An 18579-nucleotide genomic window follows, 5' to 3' on the forward strand; every position below is an offset into this window, starting at 1 on the left:
CCGGCACCGGCCGACCCCACGTCAGATCGCGGACCGCTCCCGCCACAGCGCCGCGAGCGATTCGTCGCCGGTCACCCGCGGCAGCGCCTCGCGGTTCCACAGCGCCAGGTACAACCGGTCGGCGGGGCCCGAGAGTTCGGCCTCGGCCGCCCCTTCCGCCGCGCGCACGCACACCGGCGGTTCCGTCGTGAGCCGCAGGGTCCACACCGCGTCCGCCCCCGCGTCCACAGCCCGCACCCGCAGCACACGCTCCTCCTCGCTGCGCAGCCGGCTGCGGGAACGGGCGTGGAAGCCGCGCAGCAGCTCGTCGACGCCGTCCACCGCGAAGCCGGCGGCGACCGGGGACGGGGTCCCCCCTCGGGCCGCCTCCGCGTCGTAGCGGTGCACGGTCGTCTCGTGTGCCTGCCGGCGGGCCCAGAACGCCAGCGGCGAGAGCCCGGGCAGCGGCAGGAAAGTCCAGCACTCGGTGTCGGCCGGCGCGGCGGCCAGGGTGTCCACCAGTAGACGGTGGCTCTCCCGGTACCAGGCCACCAGTTCGGCGCCGTCGAGCTCGGGCGCCTCGCCGTAGGGCCTGGCCTCCGGGTGCCCGTCGGCGACCGTGGCGGCGGCCCACCGGTGCACCACGCCGGTGTGCCGCAGCAGGTCACGCACCCGCCACGGCGGGCACGTCGGCACCTCGGCGTCGGTGCCCGCCGCGTCGGCCGCCGCGGCCAGCAGCCGTCCCTCGCGGTCCAGGGTCTCCAGATATTCAGCGGTCTCCATGGCGCCGAGTGTGCCGGACGCGCCGGCGCCGGCCGGAGCCGGGTACGGGAGGTGCCGGGCGGGGCCCGTGCGGGTCGGTCGTTCGGATGCACCGCCCGGACCCGCGGTGGCCGCGGGCCACACAGCGGTCCGACGGCCCGTCACATCCTCGTGGGCGCGCCGTCGGCGACCCCGTCGTTCCAGCCGGAGGCGGAACGCAGACGGCGAGGCGGCGGCTCCCCTGGGTCTCTGCGCGGCCGGTCGGGCTGAGCGGCGCGGCGCGACCGCGGCCCTCGACGCCGAACGGGCGGGCGGCCCTGTCGGTGGCCGGACTCCGCCTCCGCGCATAACGGGGTGCTGGGCCGGCCCGGACCGCTCCCGTCGGCGCCGTCGCCATGACGACCGACGGCGCGTCGTCGACCCGGCGTCAGCGGTCGAGGACCCGGCGGGTCGCGACCCCGATGACCGCCGCGACGGCGGCCAGGACGGCCACGCTGGTCAGCGCGGTGGGCAGCGAGAACCAGTCGGCCATGAAGCCGATCGCGGGCGGTCCGAGCAGCATGCCGCCGTACCCCAGGGTGGAGGCGACGGCGACCCCGGAGGGACCGGTCAGGGCGCCCGCGCGTTCCACGGCGACCGGGAAGAGGTTGGCGAGCCCGAGCCCCGTCACGGCGAAGCCGGTGAGCACCGCCCACACGGACGGCGCGAGCGAGCCGAGCAGCATGCCCGCCGCCGCGACCGTGCCGCCGGCGATCACGGTACGGGCCACCCCGAAGCGGCCCAGCAGTGCCGTGCCCGTCAGCCGGCCCACTGTCATCGCGAGGGTGAAGCAGGCGTACCCGGCGGCAGCCGTGCCGGCCGAGGCCGCGAGGTCCTGCTCCAGGTGGAGCGCGCCCCAGTCGGCCATGGCCCCTTCGCCGTAGGCCGTGCACAGCGCGACGAGACCGAAGACGACGACCAGCCCGCGGGTCCGCCCGGCCGGTCCGCCCGCCGTACTCCCGTCCGACTCCGCCCGTGGGGCCCGTTCCGGTGGCACCGGCGGCCGGTGCCGCAGCAGGGGACGCCCGGCGACGGCCGTGACCAGCAGGCCCACCACGGTGAGCCCGAGCAGGTGCCGGGTGGGGGAGAGGGCGCCGGCCACCAGTCCGCCGAGGCCCGCGCCGGCCATCCCGCCCAGGCTGAAGGCGGCGTGGAAGCTCGGCATGATCGGCCGGCGCAGGGCGGCGACCAGGTCGACGGCGGCGCTGTTGAACGCGACGTTCACACCGCCGTAGGCGGCGCCGAACAGCAACAGGACGGCGCCCAGGGCGGACGCCGAGTGGGTCAGCGGGGGCAGCGCGACACTGAGGGCGAGCACGACCATGCAGACCACGGTCACCGGGTGGCTGCCGAAGCGGCGGCACAGCCGGCCGGTCAGCGTCATGGTGAGCACGCCGCCGGCGGAGACGCCGAGCAGGGCGAGTCCGAGGGCGCCGGCGGAGGCGTGCGTCTGATGCTTGATGTCCGGGATGCGGACGACCCACCCCGCGAAGAGGAAGCCGTCCAGCGCGAAGAACGCGGTGATCGCCGCACGGAGCGCGGTGAGATCCGGGCCCGGCACGACGTTGTGCGATCGGGTTTTGTTTATTAGCGGCACAAAGTCAGGGTAGGGGCGGCCGGGAGGACCGGCAAGGGAATTGGCGGGGTCCTGGCACGACCGGGCCGGCGGGGGTGCCGGCTACCGCGTGCGCCCGGGCGCGCGCCGGGGACCTGTGGCCCACGGCCGGGGAGAATCCGTCCGAGATGCGAATGTGTGCGCGACCCGTACGAAGCGCTCCGGCTACAGGTGGGTTAATGCGTGCGCACGACCTGGTTGCGGGTGGGTGAGCGCGTCATGATGGGCCCATGACGTTGGCCTTCCGCGCGCTCGCGCAACTGGAGACCTGGCCGGACCTGAGACCGGCCCTCCCGAGCTGCGGCGTCGGGCGCGCCGTGTGCTCGACGCGGGGCGAGATCGCCCACTTCCACTCCGAGCGGGATGTCGACCTCCGACTCACCGACCGGGCCGTACGGCGGTTCGCCGACGGCCTCAGGGGCTCGGGGGCGATCAGGATCGTGCCCGGTTCGCAGTGGGTGACCCTGCGGCTCGACGCCGCCAGCGACGTCGACCTGCTGCTGACCCTGGTGAGCCTGGCCCTCCAGGCCCAGCTGACCTGGCCCGACCCGGCCGACCGGCCGCTGGTGGGCTGCAACGACCAGCGGGGAGCCGGGTTCGTGACGGCCGACCTCGGCGTCTTCTGACACGAACTCCGCGCAGGGCGGCCGAAGTCGCCGGTGGTCCGGCCCGGCCCCGCTCGACGCCGGGCGCCGGTCTCACGCCGTCAGCACCCGAACACCCGCCTCCTCGAACCGCCGTACCGTCTCCGGCGCCACCGCCGCGTCCGTCACCAGGGTGTTCACCAGCTCCGTGCCGCAGATCCGGGCGAACGCCCGGCGCCCCAGCTTGCTGGAGTCCGCGGCGACCACCACCCGCTCGGCGCGCTCGCACAGCAGCCGGTTGATCGCGGCCTCCGCCTCGTCGTGCGCCGCCGCGCCGTGCGTGACGTCGAAGCCGACGACCCCCAGTACCGCCACGTCCAGCGTGATCTGACCGAGCACCCCGTCCGCCAGCGGGCCGATGAGCTCGTACGACTGGGCGCGTGCCACCCCGCCGGTCACCACGATCTTGAACTGGGGCCGTACGGCGAGTTCGTTGGCGATGTTCAGCGCGTTGGTGACGACGGTCAGCGCCGGTGAGCCGGTGCCCAGGTCACCGCGCACGGCCAGCGCGCGGGCCACCTCCGTGGTCGTCGTGCCGCCGGTCAGTCCCACCGCCTCGCCCGGCGCCACGAGTTCGGCCACCGCCTTGGCGATCCGTTGCTTCTCCGAGGCACGGCGCGCGGTCTTGTAGCGCAGGGGCAGTTCGTAGGACACCCCGTGCACCACCGCCCCGCCGCGGGTGCGCACCAGCATCTGCTGCTCGGCGAGCTGGTCGAGGTCGCGGCGGATCGTGGCCGCCGACACCGCCAGTTCGGCCGCCGCCTCCTCGACCTCCAGCCGGCCGCGCTCGACGAGCAGTTCCAGCAGCGCCTTCCAGCGGGCGTCCCGGGACATCCGCAGCCTCCGTTCCCCGGCCGTCTTCGGCCTCCCGGCGACCCTAACGCACCCCACATCCCGCCCGAATGCTTGATTGTGATCGAAAGGTCGCTATATCTTGCAGGAACAATCAGCTAGGGGAGGGTGTGGGCATGACCCATGTCGAGAACGAGCTGAACAGCCAGCCGGAGTGCTGGACCCGGGCGGCGGACCTGGCGGAACGCCACCGGGGCGCGCTGCCGGAGCCGGGCGAACGGGTCGCCGTCGTCGGCTGCGGCACCTCCTACTTCATGGCCCAGGCCGTCGCCGCCCTGCGGGAGGGCGCGGGGCAGGGGGAGACCGACGCGTTCGCCGCCTCCGAGTTCCCCTCCCGGCGGCCGTACGACCGGATCCTCGCCCTCACCCGCTCCGGCACCACCACCGAAGTGCTCGACGTGCTGCGGGAGTCCCACGGACGGACCCGCACCACCGCCCTCACCGCCGACCCGGACACGCCGGTCGTGTCGGCCGCCGACGACCTCGTGGTGCTCGACTTCGCCGACGAACGCTCCGTCGTCCAGACCCGGTTCGCCACCACCGCGCTCACGCTCCTGCGCGCCCACCTCGGACTGCACACCGACGCCGTCGTCGCCGACGCGCGCACCGCCCTCGCCGCCGACCTGCCCCACGGGCTCACCGGGCGGACCCAGTTCGCCTTCCTCGGGCGGGGTTGGACCGTCGGACTCGCCCACGAGGCCGCGCTGAAGATGCGCGAGGCCTCCCTCGCCTGGACCGAGTCCTACCCGGCGATGGAGTACCGGCACGGCCCGATCAGCGTCAGCGGCGACACCACCGCCACCTGGATGCTCGGGACGGCACCCGACGGACTGGCCGAGCAGGTGCGGGCCACCGGCGCCTCGTGGATCGAGGGCGGACTCGACCCGCTCGCCGAACTCGTCCGCGTGCAGCGGCTCGCGGTGGCCGTCGCCGCCGCACGGGGTCTGGACCCCGACCGGCCGCGCCACCTCACCCGCTCGGTGATCCTCGCCCCCTGAAACCCGCCGTCCCGTCCCGGAAGGACACGCACGTGCCCCTCGCGACCACGGGCGAGCTGGTCACCCGCGCCGCCACGGCCCGGTCCGCCGTCCCCGCGTTCAACGTCATCACCCTCGAACACGTCGAGGCCGTCATCACCGGCGCCGAGTCCGCCGGCGCCCCGGTCGTCCTCCAGGTCAGCGAGAACGCCGTCAGGTTCCGCCACGGCCGGCTGCTGCCGCTGGCCCGTGCCGCCGTCGCCGCCGCCGAACGCGCCGCCGTACCCGTCGCGTTGCACCTCGATCACGTACAGAGCGACGAGCTGCTGCGGCAGGCACCCGGCGCCGGGTTCTCCTCGGTGATGTACGACGCGGCCCGCCAGGCGTACGCCGGGAACCTCGCCGCCACCCGGGCCGCCGCGGCCTGGGCACACGACCGAGGGCTCTGGATCGAGGCCGAGCTGGGGCAGATCGGGGGGAAGGACGGCCGGCCCGCGCTCGACGCCCACGCGCCCGGCGCCCGCACCGACCCCGACCAGGCACGGGACTTCGTCGCCCGCACGGGCGTCGACGCGCTCGCCGTCGCCGTCGGCAGCGCCCACGCGATGACCACCCGCACCGCCGTACTCGACCACGGCCTGCTCGGCCGCCTCGCGGCCGCGCTCACCGTACCGCTCGTCCTGCACGGCTCCTCCGGCGTACCGGACGAGGGACTGGTCGCCGCGGTCCGCGGCGGAATCGCCAAGGTCAACATCGGCACCGCCCTCAACATCGCGATGACCGGGGCGATCCGCGCGTTCCTCACCGCCCGTCCCGAGGCCGTCGACTCCCGCAAGTACCTCGGCGTCGGCCGGGAGGCGATGGCCCGCGAGGTCACCCGGATCATCGACGTCCTCACCGACCCCGGACCCCGGCCCTAGCCCTTCCTGACCGCCCTCAGCACGACGAACTTAGGGTCGCTCGCGACCAGTTCGGCGTTCCCGAACAGCCGCTTCAGCTTCACGTGATAGCCGAGGTGGCGGTTGCCGATCACATACAGCTCGCCGCCCGGCCGCAGCGCGCGCTTCGCCCCGGTGAACATCCGCCACGCCGTCGCGTCCGTGGTCGCCTGGTGGGAGTGGAACGGCGGATTGCACAGGACCAGGTCCACACTGGCGGGCGCCACCCCGGCCAGCCCGTCACCCACCCGGAACTCGGCGTGCCCCGGCACCCCGTTCGCCCGGTACGTCGCCTCCGCCGAGGCCACCGCCTGGAACGACTCGTCCAGGAACAGCACCTCGGCCGCGGGATCGGCCAGCGCGACCGCCGTACCCACCACGCCGTTGCCGCAGCCCAGGTCCACCACCCGGCCCGCGCCCGGCCCGGGCAGGTGCTGGAGGAAGAAGCGGGTGCCGATGTCCAGCCGGTCGGCGCAGAAGACCCCCGCGTGGTTGACGACCGTGCGCCCCGACACCACGCCGACACCGTCCGGCAGGGCGTAACGGTACGGCCACGGGTTCTCGGGCCGCTCCCGCGCCGGGTCCGGGGTGCTCAGGATCAGCCGCGCCTTCTGCCGCGCCAGCGAGGTACGGGTCGGCCCGACGATCCGCTCGAACAGCTCCAGGGTCGAGGTGTGGATCTCCTTCACCATCCCGGTGCCGACGACGACGGAACCCGCGTGCAGTCCGGGCGCCAGCCGCGACAACTGGTCCTCGAGGAGCGCCAGGCTCTTCGGCACCCGCACCAGCAGCACGTCCACCCGCTCCGGCGGCGGGTCCTGCGTGGTGAGCAGCCGGACGGCCCCCGGCTCGGCACCGGCCCGCGCCAGGTTCGCCCGGGTCGCCTCCTGGCTCAGGAACGAGTCGGTGACCTGCACCGGCCGGTGCGCGGCCAGCGCCGTCACCAGCGCGCCCCAGCGGTCCCCGACCACCACGACCGTGCCCGTGAGCGGCACCTCCGCCTCGGCCAGATGCCGCAGCAGGTACGCGTCGGAGGCGTCCCAGGCACGCAGCCGGTCGCGGGGATCCTCGGGGAAACGGGTCAGCCCGACCTCGCCCCACGCTGTCGTCATACGGTCGCTCATCGTGCGTCCAGGCTATCCGAGCCCCAGCTCAGGGCCGGTGGAGCGGGGCTGCGGCAGTATGGGGCGCATGGACGCGGAGCTGTTTCCCCGGGAGCGTACGGAGGTCGCCGCGGGCGCCGTGCACGTCCCGGACTGGCTGGACGAGACACGGCAGCGTGACCTGCTCGCCGCCTGCCGGGAGTGGGCGCGGCCCCCGGCCGGGCTGCGCACGGTCCGCACGCCGGGCGGCGGCACGATGACCGCGCGGCAGGTCTGCCTCGGCTGGCACTGGTACCCGTACGCCTACACCCGCACGGTCGTCGACGGCGACGGCACGCCCGTGAAGCCCTTCCCGGACTGGCTCGGCGAGCTGGGCCGCCGGGCGGTGGCCGACGCCCTCGGCCCGGACGCCGTCCCGGACACGCCGTACGACATCGCACTGATCAACTTCTATGACGGCGACGCCCGGATGGGCATGCACCGGGACGCCGACGAGCGGGCGGACGCGCCGGTGGTCTCGCTGTCCCTCGGTGACAGCTGCCTGTTCCGGTTCGGCAACACGCTGACGCGCGCCAAGCCGTACACCGACGTCGAGCTGCGCAGCGGCGACCTGTTCGTCTTCGGCGGCCCGTCCCGGCTCGCCCATCACGGCGTGCCGCGCGTCCAGCCGGGCACGGCACCGGACCGGCTGGGCCTCACCGGCCGGCTCAACATCACCCTGCGGGTGAGCGGCCTCCCGGGCGCGCCGCCCGGATGAGGCCGGGCCCCGGGGGGGACAGGCGTCGCCGGGACGACCGGCCCCGGCCGGCGGGCGCAGGCCACCCGAACTGCGGATCATGGGAGACTCACCCCTATGAGCGGCAAGGCGGATCCCCGGGCGGCGGGGGAGAGGACCACCTCCAGGGCGCGGCTGGACCGGGGGCGCGGCGCGCTCGGCCCCGCGCTGGAGCTGGTGCACACCGGGCGGGCCCCCACCCGGGCCGTGCTCACCGCCGAACTCGGCGTCACCCGGGCGACGGCCGGCGCGGTGGCCGCCGAGCTGGAGGCGCTCGGCCTGATCCGGGTGGACGCCCGGCCCGGATCGGCGGCCGGCTCCCAGGGCCGCCCCTCGCACCGGCTGGAGGTCGCCGAGGACGGACCGGTGGCCCTCGCGGCGCAGATCCACGCCGACGGCTTCCGGGCCGCCCTGGTCGGTCTCGGCGGGCGGATCGTGGCGACGGCACCCGGCTGCGAGACCGTCGAGGCCGACCCGGCGAAGGTGCTCGGCTCCGTGGTGGAGGCGGGCGCTGAGCTGTTGCGCACGACCGGGCGGCGCTGCGTCGGCGCGGGACTCGCCGTGCCGTCCGCCGTCGCCGAACCCGGCGGTCTGGCCCTCAACCCGCTGCACCTGGCCTGGCCCGTCGGCGCCCCCGTCACCCGGACCTTCGCCGAGTGCGTACGCGCCGCCGGCATCACCGGGCCCGCGTTCGCGGCCAACGACGTCAACCTGGCCGCGCTCGCCGAGCACCGGCACGGCGCCGGCCGGGGCGCGCGGGACCTGCTGTGCGTGGCCACCGGGCACCGGGGGGTCGGCGGCGCGCTCGTCCTCGACGGCCGCCTGCACACCGGCAGTTCCGGGCTCGCCCTGGAGGTCGGCCACCTCACCGTCAATCCGGAGGGCCGCCCCTGCCACTGCGGCAGCCGCGGCTGCCTGGACGTGGAGGCCGACCCGCTGGCCCTGCTGGTGGAGGCCGGCCGGGAACCCGGTCCCGAGGTGTCGCTGCTCCAGCAGGCCAACGACCTGCTGCGCACCCGGTACGACGACCGGGCCGTCCGCAGGGCCGCCGAAGCCCTCATCGACCGCCTCGGTCTCGGTCTCGCCGGCCTCGTCAACATCCTCAACCCCGACCGCATCATCCTCGGCGGCCTCCACCGCACCCTGCTGGACGCCGACCCCGCCCGGCTCCGCGCGGTGGTCGCCGACCGCAGCCTGTGGGGCCAGAGCGGCGGCGTCCCCATCCTGCCGTGCACCCTGGACCACAACAGCCTGGTCGGCGCGGCCGAACTGGCCTGGCAGCCGGTCCTGGACGACCCGCTGGGCGCGCTGACCGCGCACGGCTAGGGTCCTTCGTTCGGATCGGGCCGGGTCAGGGAGCGGGGTCCGGTGCCGTGGATCGCAGGGCGGAGGAGGGCGTCATGGCGGAGCCATGGCAACCGACGACGACGCGGCGAGGCGCGGTGCCAGGGCCCCCGAGCCCGGCACGATCCGAACGAGAGGGCCTGGACGAGGACCGTCGGCACCGCGCGGACCGCAACCGCCGGGCCCGCCCGTCCTATCCGCGGGCCGGTGCCCAGTCGGCGGCGAACGCCCGCGCCGGATGCTCCGTGAGCATGCGGTTCACCAGGTCCGCGCCCACCGCCTCCACCAGCCGCGCGCGCACCCGGCGCAACAGATAGGGCATCCCGGGCCCGCCGTCGACCGAGCGCGCCCCGGCGGTCACCGTGTCCCCGCCGAGCAGCAGCCGGTCCCCGAACCCCGCCTCCGCCAGCGCCCCCACCGCCTCCGGCATCCGCCAGTCGGTGGCGTGGTGGGCGTGGGACGGCCCGTCGAAGGCCAGCCAGCAGCCCGACCCGGCCGCCTGCCGGTGCACCACCGGATCGGGGGCCCGGTTCGGGTGGCCCAGGATCACCCGCTCCCCGGGCACGCCCAACTCCCCGCACAGCAGGTCCAGTACGTCCAGTGCGGCGGTGCCCAGCTCCAGGTGGACGGCGATGGGCGCACCGGTGGCGTGGTGCGCCTCGGCCGCCGCGGTCATCGTCCAGCGGGCGTGCGCGTCGAGCGCGTGGAAACCGCCGGCCACCTTGATCAGGCCGGCGCGTACCCCGGTCGTGCCGATACCTTCGGTCAACTCGGAGACGAACAGCGCGGCGAGCCCGCGACCGCGCAGCCGGTCCGGCAACTCCGGCGGGTAGTGGGCCGCCTGGTGCAGACCCGTCGCGCAGACGACGCGCACCCCGGTCGTCCGGGACAGCGCCGGCAGGTCCGCCGCGCGCCGCCCCATGCCGTAGGGCGTCCACTGCACCACGGCCGCCCCGCCCGCCGCGCGGAACGCCTCCAGCTCGGCCCGCGCCGCGCGGACGTCGTCCAGTTCCCGCCCCGGAAGCCGCGGGCTGCGCAGGAAGAGGTGGTCGTGCGCGTCGCACACGCCCAGCTCGGCGCCCGGGACGTCACCGAGGACCGTGCGCACGTATCTCACCACTGCCTCCCGCGCGGGAGGCGGGCCCGGCCCGGAGCCGACAGGCGCAGGACCTCGAAGACGTCCCCTTCGGCCTTCGCGGCGGCGTGCTCCCAGAGGGAGAAGTGCACCAGCTCCCAGCGCGACGGGTCCACGGCCGCCGCGGCGAGCACGGCACCGTCCCCGGCCGCCAGCCGTTCCGTCTCCGTGACCGCGTACTCCGACAGCTCGTCCAACTCCATGCCCTCCGGCACCGGTTGCCGTCGGCGTACGGCGAACGCGGCCGCTGTGCCGGCGCCCTCGGCGTGAGCGAGGCCGGCCCACTGGCGCACCGAGGGCCGCCCGAAGTCGTCCACGAGCCCCTGGAAGGCGCCGCCCCACAGGAAGCGGTTCATGCCGTCGACCGTGTTCCAGAGGTAGAACGGCGCGTACTGGTTCACCGGCGAACCGTGGACACCGCGTTCCCGTATCAGGTACGCCTTGACCCCGAGGCCTTCCCAGTCGTCCAGCAGGTGGCCGACGCGGGCGACCCGGGCGCGGACGACGCCCATGTCGTAGTCGGCGGGCAGGGACAGCTCGTACTGCATGGCGTGCACGGGGAGGTCCTTCCGAGGCTGGTGGCGGCGGTGGGCGCGCGGTCCTGTCCGGCGGGCGGCACCGGGAGGCTCAGGGAGAGGCGGGAGCCGGTCCGCCCGGGGCGAGCAGGGACAGCAGGCCGCGGACACCGGCGTCGAAGGCGGCCGGGAAGCCGGACGCGCGGGCGAGCACATAGCCGCCCTGCACGGTGGCGACGACGGCCGCGCCGATCTCCGCGCCGTCCAATCCGGGTGCGAACTGCCCCTGGCGTTTGCCCTCCTCGACGATCCCGGCGATCCGCTCGCGGATGGCGGCGATGGTCTCGTCGACCGGTGCGCGCAGCTCCGCGCTGGCGATCACGTCGGGGTCCATGGTCAGCCGGCCGACCGGGCAGCCGCGCAGCACGTCCCGCTCGCGCAGCAGGTACGCCTCGATCCGCTCGTACGGCGTACCCGGCGCGTCCAGCACGGCCTCGGCGGTCGCCCGTACCTCCTCGGCGGTGCGCCGGATCGCCGCGAGGGCGAGGTCCGGCTTGCCCTTGAAGTGGTGGTACATGCTGCCCTGGCCGGCCTCCGCGCGCTCCAGGATCGCCTTCGGGCTCGTGCCCACGTAGCCGCGCTCCCACAGCAACTCGCGGGTGGATTCGATCAGTCGTTCCGGGGTGCTCACGCCGCCATTGTACATACTAGTAGTTACAGGAGCCGGTCCGGCGCCGACGCACCGGTCCGGCCGCACCGCCGAGGACGGTGCGGCGCGACCTGCCGTGGCGGGGTCCGGCCGGGCCGGCGGTGAGGCCGCCGCCCGGTCAGCCGGGCACGGTCGTCCGCGCGGGGGCCCGGGAGCCGGTCGCGCCGGCGGGTTCCACGCCGGGTGCCGGAGCCGTGGCCGGCGCGGGGGCCACGGCGGCGACGGGTTCCGCGGCGCCGACCGGACTCACGCCGCCGACGGGCCCGGGCGAGTCCCCGGCACCCGCGACCGCCGTCCCGGCGCCGGCCGGAACACCGGCACCCGCGACCGGAGTCACGGCGCCGACCGGCACCGCGGTGTTCGCCGGCGCTCCCGCGCCGACCGGCGTCCGCGCCGGACGCGACGGCCCCGAGGGGACGGCCGTCCGCGCCGGAACGGGCGCCGTGGCTCCCGCGGTGGCGGCCACGGTCACCGGGGTCGGCGCGGGGCGTACCGCGCTGCGCGGCGGCCCTGTCGGACGGCTGTGCGTCACCGGCGGCGCCGGCAGCGTGAACCAGACGACCTTGCCGTTCTCGCCGTCCGGCCGGGCGCCCCAGCTCTCGCTGACGGCGGCCACCATCGCCAGCCCCCGTCCGCAGGTGGCCAGCGGGGTGACGTCCGCCGGGTCGCCGGTGTCGGCCGGCGTGACAGGGGGCGCCGCGTCCGCGGTCCCGGCCGGAGGCGGCTCGTTCGGCACCGGGAGGCGCGGATCGTGGTCGCGTACCGAGACGGTGAGCCGGTCCGCCAGCAACTCCAGCTCGACGGTGCACGACTTGTCGGGCCTGGCGTGCCGGTGGACGTTGCTCAGCAACTCGGTCACGCCGAGCGCGGCCCGGTCTATCAACGGGTCCATGTGCCAGTAACGCAACTGCGCAGATACGATTCTGCGGACCTGACCGATCCGCGACGGCAGGGCCTGGAGTTCCACTGTGCAGTGCCTGCTTGGATGAGTGATCACGGCTGCGACTCCCCGATGTGAGGTCCGAAGGAACCGGATGAACACGGAGAACAACGGATCCAGCAGGGTGCTTGCGTCCAAACGTCCGCCTGCTGTCGTGGCCGGCGGGCTGGTTCGCAGCGTTATCGCCGGTAAACCCAGAGTGACGTGACATCAGCGTGACCCAGCGGATGCGGTCACGCAACTCGCCGCGACGGGGCGCGCCTCAGCCGCGGTCCCCCGCCGCCCGGCGCACCGCCTCGATGAAGCGCCGCGCCGCGGGCGGGCCCGGCCGGCCCGGCGCCGGATCGTGCTCGCCGAGCGTCAGCAGGTACCGCGTGCCGTTGACGTCGGCCAGCGCCCGGTCGTCCGGCGCGAACCACGGCTTGGACGCGCGCACGGCCTGCACCGGCGCGCTGTCGATCTCGCTGCCGTAGCTGGTGAGCAGCTCCAGCCTGCCGTCGTTGATCCGGACCTGTCCGGCCCGGGTCAGCGACCGCAGCCGCTTGCCGATCCGCACGCCTGTGGCCGTGAACTCGGGCTCCGCCATGTCCTGCCGCCCCCTCGCGGTGTCTCCGTGGTCCGTGTGCGCCCCCGTTCGGGACGCCTCGTCCCGTCGCGTGCAGTCTGCCTCGGCGCGGGCATGAGCACCAGTACGCGCGGGGTGTGTGCGACAGGCCGCGCACCGCGTGCGCCCCCGCGCCCCCGGCGTCCTCGCACACGCGTTCCCCAGGGCGGCTTTGGGCGGCTCAAAGATGCGTTTATGCAGGTGGGGGGCGGTCTGAAAGGTGCCTATGCTCGAAGGAGCCGGCTGTGCGACGCGCTGTCGGCGCCCAGCGTAAGGAGCCCCCGTCGTGAGCACCACCCATGAGACCAGGACCGGCGCCACCCTCGACGTCGACCGCAGTGACGCCGCCTACCGAGGCTGGCTGAAAGAAGCCGTCCGCAAGGTGCAGGCCGACGCCAACCGCTCCGCGGACACGCACCTGCTGCGCTTCCCGCTGCCCGAGCGGTGGGGCATCGACCTCTATCTCAAGGACGAGTCGACCCACCCGACCGGCAGCCTCAAACACCGGCTGGCCCGGTCCCTGTTCCTCTACGGCCTGTGCAACGGCTGGATCCGCCCGGACCGTCCGGTGATCGAGGCGTCCAGCGGCTCGACGGCGGTCTCCGAGGCGTACTTCGCCAAGCTGGTGGGGGTGCCGTTCATCGCGGTCATGCCGCGCACGACGAGCGCGGAGAAGATCCGTCTGATCGAGTTCCACGGCGGCCGGTGCCACTTCGTGGACGACTCCCGGAAGATGTACGAGGAGTCCGCCCGGCTCGCGGTGGAGACGGGCGGCCACTACATGGACCAGTTCACCTACGCCGAGCGGGCCACGGACTGGCGCGGCAACAACAACATCGCCGAGTCCATCTTCCGCCAGTTGCGGCTGGAACGGTTCCCGGAGCCGGCCTGGATCGTCGCGACGGCCGGTACCGGCGGCACCTCCGCGACGCTGGCGCGCTACGTGCACTACATGCAGTTCGACACCCGGATCTGCGTCGCCGACCCGGAGAACTCCTGTTTCTTCGACGGCTGGACGACCGGCGACCCGGACGTGACCTGCGACTGCGGTTCGCGCATCGAGGGCATCGGCCGGCCGCGCATGGAACCCAGTTTCGTGCCCGGCGCGGTCGACCGGATGATGAAGGTCCCGGACGCGGCCAGTGTCGCCGCCGTACGGGCCCTGGGCCGGGCCATCAACCGCAAGGCGGGCGGCTCGACCGGCACCGGGCTGTGGAGCGCCCTGAAGATCGTCGCCGAGATGGTGGCGGAGGGCCGCCGGGGCAGTGTGGTGACGCTGCTGTGCGACCCGGGCGACCGCTACCTGGACAAGTACTACTCGGACGCGTGGCTGGCCGGACAGGGCCTGGACATCACGCCGTACACGGTGGCGATCGACTCGTTCCTGGCGACGGGGGTGTGGCCGGTCTGAGCCGGCCCCGGCCGCGGGGGGCCGGCGCCCGGCGGGAGGGTGGCCGGAGTGTGTCGGGTGGATGACGTCTCAATTGAGGCCGGGCGTAAGCGGGTTGGCTCTGTTTGGCTGATAAGATCATCCCACTTTTCAGTGGGCTGACGGCGTGTCATGAAACGCGTCCGGGGGACAGTCTCGAAGGCACCATCGCGCTGCTCACCTTCCCGGCGCGCTGCGACTTGAAGAGAGTCTCATGACGTCATTGACCCGGGATCCACTCCTGTGGATCTTGCTTGTGGTGCTCGTCGCTGCGGTCGCCGCAGTGATGCGGGCCCGGAGAACCAACATGGCGCTCCGAAGAACGAGGAAGGACCTGGAGACAGGACTGGGACAGGCCCGCGGCGATGTCGGGCAGCTCCACAACCACATCGCCGCGCTGACCGCGCAGCACCAGCGCGACCTCGCCGACGTACGGGCGGACGCCGAGGCGGCGACCAAGGCGGTGCTGAAGTCTGCGATGGGAACGCTCCAGTCCCTCGCCGAGGAACAGCAGGTGCTCCTGGACGCCCTGCTGAAGAAGTACGGCGACACCACCGACGTCCTGGCCGACCTCATGTCGGTCGACCACACCGGCAGCCAGTTCGGGCGCCGCGCCAAGGGCATCTCGGTGCTGTGCGGCGGCTGGCTCGGCAGGCGGGAGGGCGCCGCCACCGTCTACGACGTCGCCCGCAGCGCTCAGGGCCGGATCAAGGACTTCGACCGCGTCGGCGTCCACTCCCAGGTCAACGTCTCCCTCGTCGGCAAGGCGGTCGAGCCTGTGGCCGTCGTCCTGGCCGAACTGCTGGACAACGCGACGACCTACAGCGCGCCCGGCACACCGGTCGAGGTCAACATCCAGACCGTCCCCACCGGCGTGTGCTTCATCGTGGACGACGCCGGTCTCGGGATGGACCAGGAGACCAAGGACCGGGCGGCGGCCCTGCTCGCCGTCGACGGCCCCGTCGACATCACCGGCCTCGGCGATCCGCCGCGGTTCGGCTTCGCCGTGTGCGGCATGCTCGCCGCCCGCTACGGCTTCGCCGTCTCCGTCGGTTCCGTGTCCCCCTACGGCGGAGTGCGTGCAGTGATCCGTGTACCCGAAAGCCTCCTCGCGGCCGACGCCCCCGCCCCCGCACCCGCCGCGGGCGCCCAGGACGCCACGGGCCCGCAGGCGGCCCCCCAGCGACTGGCGCCGGTCCCGGTCGTGGGCCCCTCGCACGTGGTGGGCACGACCACCGGCGGCCTGCCCAAGCGCCGCCGGCGCTCGGGCCCCGTCACGATGGTCCCGGCCCTCGACACCACCGGCCAGGAGGCGACGTCCGAACCGGCCGGCGAGGTCACCGCGTCGCGGCTCGGGGCCTTCGCGCGCGGCACCCACCTCGGGCGCACCAACACCACGGAAGGATCCGACGACCAGTGAAGACCGACCTGTCCTGGGTGCTGAACGACGTGCTCGAGGTGCGCGGAGCCCGCCACGCGATCCTCGTCTCGGGCGACGGCCTCCTGCTGCACCGCTCGGACGACATCGGACGGGACGACGCGGAGACGAACGCCGCCGCGATGAGCTCGATGCAGTCGCTGAGCCGCGCCGTCGCGGGCTTCGTCGGAGCGGGGCACGGCATCTGGAAGCAGACGCTGCTCGAGTACGACGGCGGCTGGATCTTCCTCATCGCCGCGGGCCAGGGCTCCTACCTCGCCGTCTCCGCCGCACTGGACGTCGACATGGAAGCCGTGTCGTTCCGCATGCAGAAGACGGTGGCCGCCCTGAGCAAGGCGATGAGTGTCGCGCCGCGCACGGACAACGGTGTCGGCTCATGACGCAGCCCGCCGAGGAAGCCTCCGTCACCAGCGACTTCGTCCGCTCGTACGTCATCACCGGCGGCCGGACGCTGCCGGACGCGGACGACCTGGCGTTGCACACCCTGGTCACCCTGGCCCCCGAGCGGACACCCCCGCTGGGGGCCGGCCCCGAGGTGACGGCCATCTGGCAGCTGTGCGCGGGCGGCTACCTGTCGGTCGCCGAGGTGGCCGGCCACCTCGAACTGCCGGTGGGGGTGGCCCGGTTGCTGCTGACCGACTTATTCGAGCAGGGCCACCTCCTGCGCCGCGCCGAGCCGCCCCGGGCTCAGAACGTTGACAGAGCGACCCTCGAGAAGGTTCTGAATGGACTCCAATCCCTCATCGGCTGAGACGGCCCCTGGATCCATCTACGTCTCCAGCGCGGTGACCAACGCGGCGAAGATCCTGGTCGTCGGGCATTTCGCCGTGGGCAAGACGACGTTCATCGGCTCGCTGTCGGAGATCACCCCGCTGCGCACCGAGGAGAAGATGACGCAGGCGTCGCTCCACGTGGACGACCTCAGGGGCGTGACGGACAAGGCCACCACCACCGTGGCCCTGGACTTCGGCCGGCTGACGCTCAGCGACGACCTCGTGCTGTACCTGTTCGGCACCCCCGGGCAGCAGCGTTTCATGCAGCTGTGGGAGGACATGGCCCGTGGCGCGCTCGGCGCGCTGCTGCTGGTCGACCCCGCCCGGCTGGAGGAGACCTTCCCCGTCATCGACCTCGTCGAGCGGTACGGACTCGAGTACGCCATCGCCGTCAACAGTTTCGGCACCGACACGGCGTACGGGGAGGCGGAGGTGCGCGAGGCCCTGGACCTGCTGCCGGACACCCCCGTCGTGTACTGCGACGCCCGCGACCGGCAGTCCTCCGCCCACGCGCTCATCGCGCTCGTGCGCCACCTGCTCACCAGAGCCGCCTGACACGCCCCACCGCCCGGACCATCGGCCGCGGGCCAGCAGAAGGAACCTCATGGACCGTCAGTCAGTCAGCGCCCCCACCGGCGCGCGATGCCCCCTGCACGACGCCGCGTTCGCCGCCGACCCCCACCAGGTCTACGACCGGGTACGGGCCCACGGCCCGGCCGGACCGGTCGAACTCGCCCCCGGCGTCGACGCCACCCTGGTCGTCGGGCACGAGACGGCCCTGCGCGTGCTACAGAACTCCACGCTGTTCGCCCGGGACGCCCGCCGCTGGAAGGCGCTGAACGAAGGGCGCGTCGGGCTGGACCACCCGCTGCTGCCGATGATGGCGTACCGGCCCAACTGCCTGTTCACCGACGGCGCCGTGCACCTGCGGCTGCGCAAGGCCGTCACCGACAGCCTCGCCCGGCTCAACATGACCCGCATCCGCCGCGACGTCGAGCCCATCGCCGACTACCTCATCGACCGGTTCAGCGAACGCGGCCGGGCCGACCTGCTCAACGACTACGCCAAGCTGCTGCCGCTGCTGCTGTTCAACCAGCTCTTCGGCTGCCCGGCGGACATCGGCGACACCCTCACCAGCTCCATGTCGGCGATCTTCGACGGCAGGGACGCCCTGCGCGCCAACGAGGAACTCACCGCCTGTCTCATGGAGCTGATCGCCCTCAAGCGCCGCCGGGCCGGGGACGACGTCACCTCCTGGCTGATCCAGCACCCCGCCGGCCTGACCGACGAGGAACTCAAGGACCAGTTGGTCATGCTGATGGGCGCCGGCGTCGAACCCGAGCGCAACCTGATCGGCAACGCCCTGCTCCTGCTGCTGGCGCCCGGCGCCGGCGGGGGCGGCTCCGGCATGCTGATCGAGGAGGCGATCGACCACGTGCTGTGGAACCAGACCCCGATCGCCAACTACGCCACCCACTACCCGGTGCAGGACGTGGACCTCGGGGGAGTGGTGGCCGAGGCCGGCACACCGGTCGTCATCAGCTTCGCCGCGGCCAACAGCGACCCGGCGCTGGCCGACGCCCGCCGGTCCCACAGCAAGGGCGCCCACCTGGCCTGGGGAGCCGGCCCGCACGCCTGCCCCGCCAAGGACCCGGCGCAGGTCATCGCCGTCACCGCGATCGAGAAGATCCTCAACGCCCTGCCCGACCTGACCCTGGCCGTCCACGAACAGGACCTCCAGTGGCGGCCGGGACCGTTCCACCGGGCACTGGTCGCCCTCCCCGTGGCCTTCAGCCCGACACCGGCGACCCGGACGGCCTCCGCCCTCCAGAACCGCACCGCCCCCATCGCGATGGAACAGCCGGTCCCCGCCGCCCCGGCCGCCGCCGTCCGCCCGGAACCGACCCGCAGGAAGGGCTTCTGGAGCAGCTTCCTGGACACGTTCCGTATCTGATGTGCCGCGTGGGACACGAGAAACACGCACAGACGCATGAGGGAGGTGAGGGGA

Annotated in this window: 19 protein-coding genes and 1 pseudogene; 11 read left to right on the plus strand and 9 right to left on the minus strand. The window is 73.9% G+C overall.

What is annotated here, in order from left to right; all coding sequences use genetic code 11:
• Positions 1-21 precede the first annotated feature (21 nt).
• Positions 22-762 (minus strand): maleylpyruvate isomerase family mycothiol-dependent enzyme, encoded by a 741-nt coding sequence (locus tag ACIQVT_RS18890; protein ID WP_403754474.1) that lies wholly within the window; start codon positions 760-762, stop codon positions 22-24.
• Between the two features lie 406 nt (positions 763-1168).
• The gene (locus ACIQVT_RS18895; protein WP_403754477.1) at positions 1169-2341 is read right to left on the minus strand and encodes an MFS transporter; all 1173 of its coding nucleotides are present in this window, start codon (positions 2339-2341) and stop codon (positions 1169-1171) included.
• Between the two features lie 284 nt (positions 2342-2625).
• On the opposite strand from ACIQVT_RS18895, the gene ACIQVT_RS18900 reads away from it, so the two are divergent.
• Positions 2626-3021 (plus strand): luciferase family protein, encoded by a 396-nt coding sequence (locus ACIQVT_RS18900; RefSeq protein ID WP_403754480.1) that lies wholly within the window; start codon positions 2626-2628, stop codon positions 3019-3021.
• Between the two features lie 72 nt (positions 3022-3093).
• On the opposite strand, the gene ACIQVT_RS18905 is transcribed toward ACIQVT_RS18900, so the two are convergent.
• Positions 3094-3873: a DeoR/GlpR family DNA-binding transcription regulator gene (locus ACIQVT_RS18905; protein WP_403754483.1), complete on the minus strand. Its 780-nt coding sequence runs from the start codon at positions 3871-3873 to the stop codon at positions 3094-3096.
• 134 nt (positions 3874-4007) lie between these two features.
• Here ACIQVT_RS18905 and ACIQVT_RS18910 point away from each other — a divergent pair, with 134 nt between their 5' ends.
• Positions 4008-4889: an SIS domain-containing protein gene (locus ACIQVT_RS18910; protein WP_403754486.1), complete on the plus strand. Its 882-nt coding sequence runs from the start codon at positions 4008-4010 to the stop codon at positions 4887-4889.
• Between the two features lie 32 nt (positions 4890-4921).
• Positions 4922-5788 carry a ketose-bisphosphate aldolase gene (locus ACIQVT_RS18915; RefSeq protein WP_403754489.1) on the plus strand — a complete coding sequence of 289 codons (867 nt, stop codon included), beginning with the start codon at positions 4922-4924 and terminating at the stop codon, positions 5786-5788.
• Here ACIQVT_RS18915 and ACIQVT_RS18920 read toward each other — a convergent pair.
• Entirely contained in the window at positions 5785-6918 is a 1134-nt protein-coding gene (locus ACIQVT_RS18920; RefSeq protein WP_403754492.1) for a methyltransferase, read from the minus strand. The genes ACIQVT_RS18915 and ACIQVT_RS18920 overlap by 4 nt on opposite strands.
• Positions 6919-6997: 79 nt before the next feature.
• Between ACIQVT_RS18920 and ACIQVT_RS18925 the strand changes: the two genes are divergently transcribed.
• Positions 6998-7666: an alpha-ketoglutarate-dependent dioxygenase AlkB family protein gene (locus ACIQVT_RS18925; protein ID WP_403754495.1), complete on the plus strand. Its 669-nt coding sequence runs from the start codon at positions 6998-7000 to the stop codon at positions 7664-7666.
• A 96-nt stretch (positions 7667-7762) separates the two neighbouring features.
• Positions 7763-9010 (plus strand): ROK family protein, encoded by a 1248-nt coding sequence (locus ACIQVT_RS18930; protein ID WP_403754497.1) that lies wholly within the window; start codon positions 7763-7765, stop codon positions 9008-9010.
• A gap of 211 nt (positions 9011-9221) precedes the next feature.
• Here the strand turns inward: ACIQVT_RS18930 and ACIQVT_RS18935 are convergent, their stop codons facing one another.
• From ACIQVT_RS18935 to ACIQVT_RS18955, 5 genes and pseudogenes are all read right to left on the minus strand, one after another.
• Positions 9222-10145, minus strand: a complete 924-nt coding sequence (locus ACIQVT_RS18935) for a phosphotriesterase (protein WP_403754499.1) — start codon at positions 10143-10145, stop codon at positions 9222-9224.
• Positions 10142-10720, minus strand: coding sequence for a DUF4865 family protein (locus ACIQVT_RS18940; protein WP_403754502.1), 579 nt, complete (start codon positions 10718-10720; stop codon positions 10142-10144). The genes ACIQVT_RS18935 and ACIQVT_RS18940 overlap by 4 nt, the downstream gene beginning before the upstream one ends.
• 70 nt (positions 10721-10790) lie before the next feature.
• Positions 10791-11384, minus strand: coding sequence for a TetR/AcrR family transcriptional regulator (locus ACIQVT_RS18945; RefSeq protein ID WP_403754505.1), 594 nt, complete (start codon positions 11382-11384; stop codon positions 10791-10793).
• A 418-nt stretch (positions 11385-11802) separates the two neighbouring features.
• Positions 11803-12384, minus strand: a pseudogene (locus ACIQVT_RS18950) (ATP-binding protein); the annotation flags it as partial.
• A 205-nt stretch (positions 12385-12589) separates the two neighbouring features.
• The gene (locus ACIQVT_RS18955; protein ID WP_403754508.1) at positions 12590-12913 is read right to left on the minus strand and encodes a hypothetical protein; all 324 of its coding nucleotides are present in this window, start codon (positions 12911-12913) and stop codon (positions 12590-12592) included.
• A gap of 304 nt (positions 12914-13217) precedes the next feature.
• Between ACIQVT_RS18955 and ACIQVT_RS18960 the strand changes: the two genes are divergently transcribed.
• The 6 genes from ACIQVT_RS18960 to ACIQVT_RS18985 all read left to right on the plus strand — a co-directional run bounded on the left by ACIQVT_RS18960 (position 13218) and on the right by ACIQVT_RS18985 (position 18525).
• A complete protein-coding gene (locus ACIQVT_RS18960) occupies positions 13218-14342 on the plus strand; it encodes a PLP-dependent cysteine synthase family protein (RefSeq protein ID WP_403754511.1) in 1125 nt (374 codons plus the stop codon).
• 232 nt (positions 14343-14574) lie between these two features.
• Positions 14575-15780, plus strand: a complete 1206-nt coding sequence (locus ACIQVT_RS18965; protein ID WP_403754514.1) for an ATP-binding protein — start codon at positions 14575-14577, stop codon at positions 15778-15780.
• Complete coding sequence (locus ACIQVT_RS18970) at positions 15777-16178, plus strand: roadblock/LC7 domain-containing protein (RefSeq protein WP_403754516.1); 402 nt, start codon at positions 15777-15779, stop codon at positions 16176-16178. The genes ACIQVT_RS18965 and ACIQVT_RS18970 overlap by 4 nt, the downstream gene beginning before the upstream one ends.
• Positions 16175-16549, plus strand: a complete 375-nt coding sequence (locus tag ACIQVT_RS18975; RefSeq protein WP_403754519.1) for a DUF742 domain-containing protein — start codon at positions 16175-16177, stop codon at positions 16547-16549. Before ACIQVT_RS18970 ends, ACIQVT_RS18975 begins: the two co-directional genes overlap by 4 nt.
• Positions 16524-17126, plus strand: coding sequence for a GTP-binding protein (locus ACIQVT_RS18980; protein WP_403754522.1), 603 nt, complete (start codon positions 16524-16526; stop codon positions 17124-17126). Before ACIQVT_RS18975 ends, ACIQVT_RS18980 begins: the two co-directional genes overlap by 26 nt.
• 49 nt (positions 17127-17175) lie before the next feature.
• Positions 17176-18525, plus strand: coding sequence for a cytochrome P450 (locus ACIQVT_RS18985; RefSeq protein ID WP_403754524.1), 1350 nt, complete (start codon positions 17176-17178; stop codon positions 18523-18525).
• The last annotated feature ends 54 nt before the right edge of the window (positions 18526-18579 follow it).

It is taken from the genome of Streptomyces sp. NPDC100445 (assembly GCF_044759735.1).
GTDB lineage: Bacteria > Actinomycetota > Actinomycetes > Streptomycetales > Streptomycetaceae > Streptomyces.

What these genes read in the sequence shown, in the direction of transcription:
- ACIQVT_RS18965 (WP_403754514.1), top strand. Translation starts at nt 14,575, where the DNA reads ATGACGTCATTGACCCGGGATCCACTCCTGTGGATCTTGCTTGTGGTG.
- ACIQVT_RS18920 (WP_403754492.1), bottom strand. Translation starts at nt 6,918, where the DNA reads ATGACGACAGCGTGGGGCGAGGTCGGGCTGACCCGTTTCCCCGAGGAT.
- ACIQVT_RS18985 (WP_403754524.1), top strand. Translation starts at nt 17,176, where the DNA reads ATGGACCGTCAGTCAGTCAGCGCCCCCACCGGCGCGCGATGCCCCCTG.
- ACIQVT_RS18905 (WP_403754483.1), bottom strand. Translation starts at nt 3,873, where the DNA reads ATGTCCCGGGACGCCCGCTGGAAGGCGCTGCTGGAACTGCTCGTCGAG.
- ACIQVT_RS18945 (WP_403754505.1), bottom strand. Translation starts at nt 11,384, where the DNA reads ATGTACAATGGCGGCGTGAGCACCCCGGAACGACTGATCGAATCCACC.
- ACIQVT_RS18925 (WP_403754495.1), top strand. Translation starts at nt 6,998, where the DNA reads ATGGACGCGGAGCTGTTTCCCCGGGAGCGTACGGAGGTCGCCGCGGGC.
- ACIQVT_RS18975 (WP_403754519.1), top strand. Translation starts at nt 16,175, where the DNA reads ATGACGCAGCCCGCCGAGGAAGCCTCCGTCACCAGCGACTTCGTCCGC.
- ACIQVT_RS18955 (WP_403754508.1), bottom strand. Translation starts at nt 12,913, where the DNA reads ATGGCGGAGCCCGAGTTCACGGCCACAGGCGTGCGGATCGGCAAGCGG.
- ACIQVT_RS18890 (WP_403754474.1), bottom strand. Translation starts at nt 762, where the DNA reads ATGGAGACCGCTGAATATCTGGAGACCCTGGACCGCGAGGGACGGCTG.
- ACIQVT_RS18930 (WP_403754497.1), top strand. Translation starts at nt 7,763, where the DNA reads ATGAGCGGCAAGGCGGATCCCCGGGCGGCGGGGGAGAGGACCACCTCC.
- ACIQVT_RS18980 (WP_403754522.1), top strand. Translation starts at nt 16,524, where the DNA reads ATGGACTCCAATCCCTCATCGGCTGAGACGGCCCCTGGATCCATCTAC.
- ACIQVT_RS18900 (WP_403754480.1), top strand. Translation starts at nt 2,626, where the DNA reads ATGACGTTGGCCTTCCGCGCGCTCGCGCAACTGGAGACCTGGCCGGAC.
- ACIQVT_RS18910 (WP_403754486.1), top strand. Translation starts at nt 4,008, where the DNA reads ATGACCCATGTCGAGAACGAGCTGAACAGCCAGCCGGAGTGCTGGACC.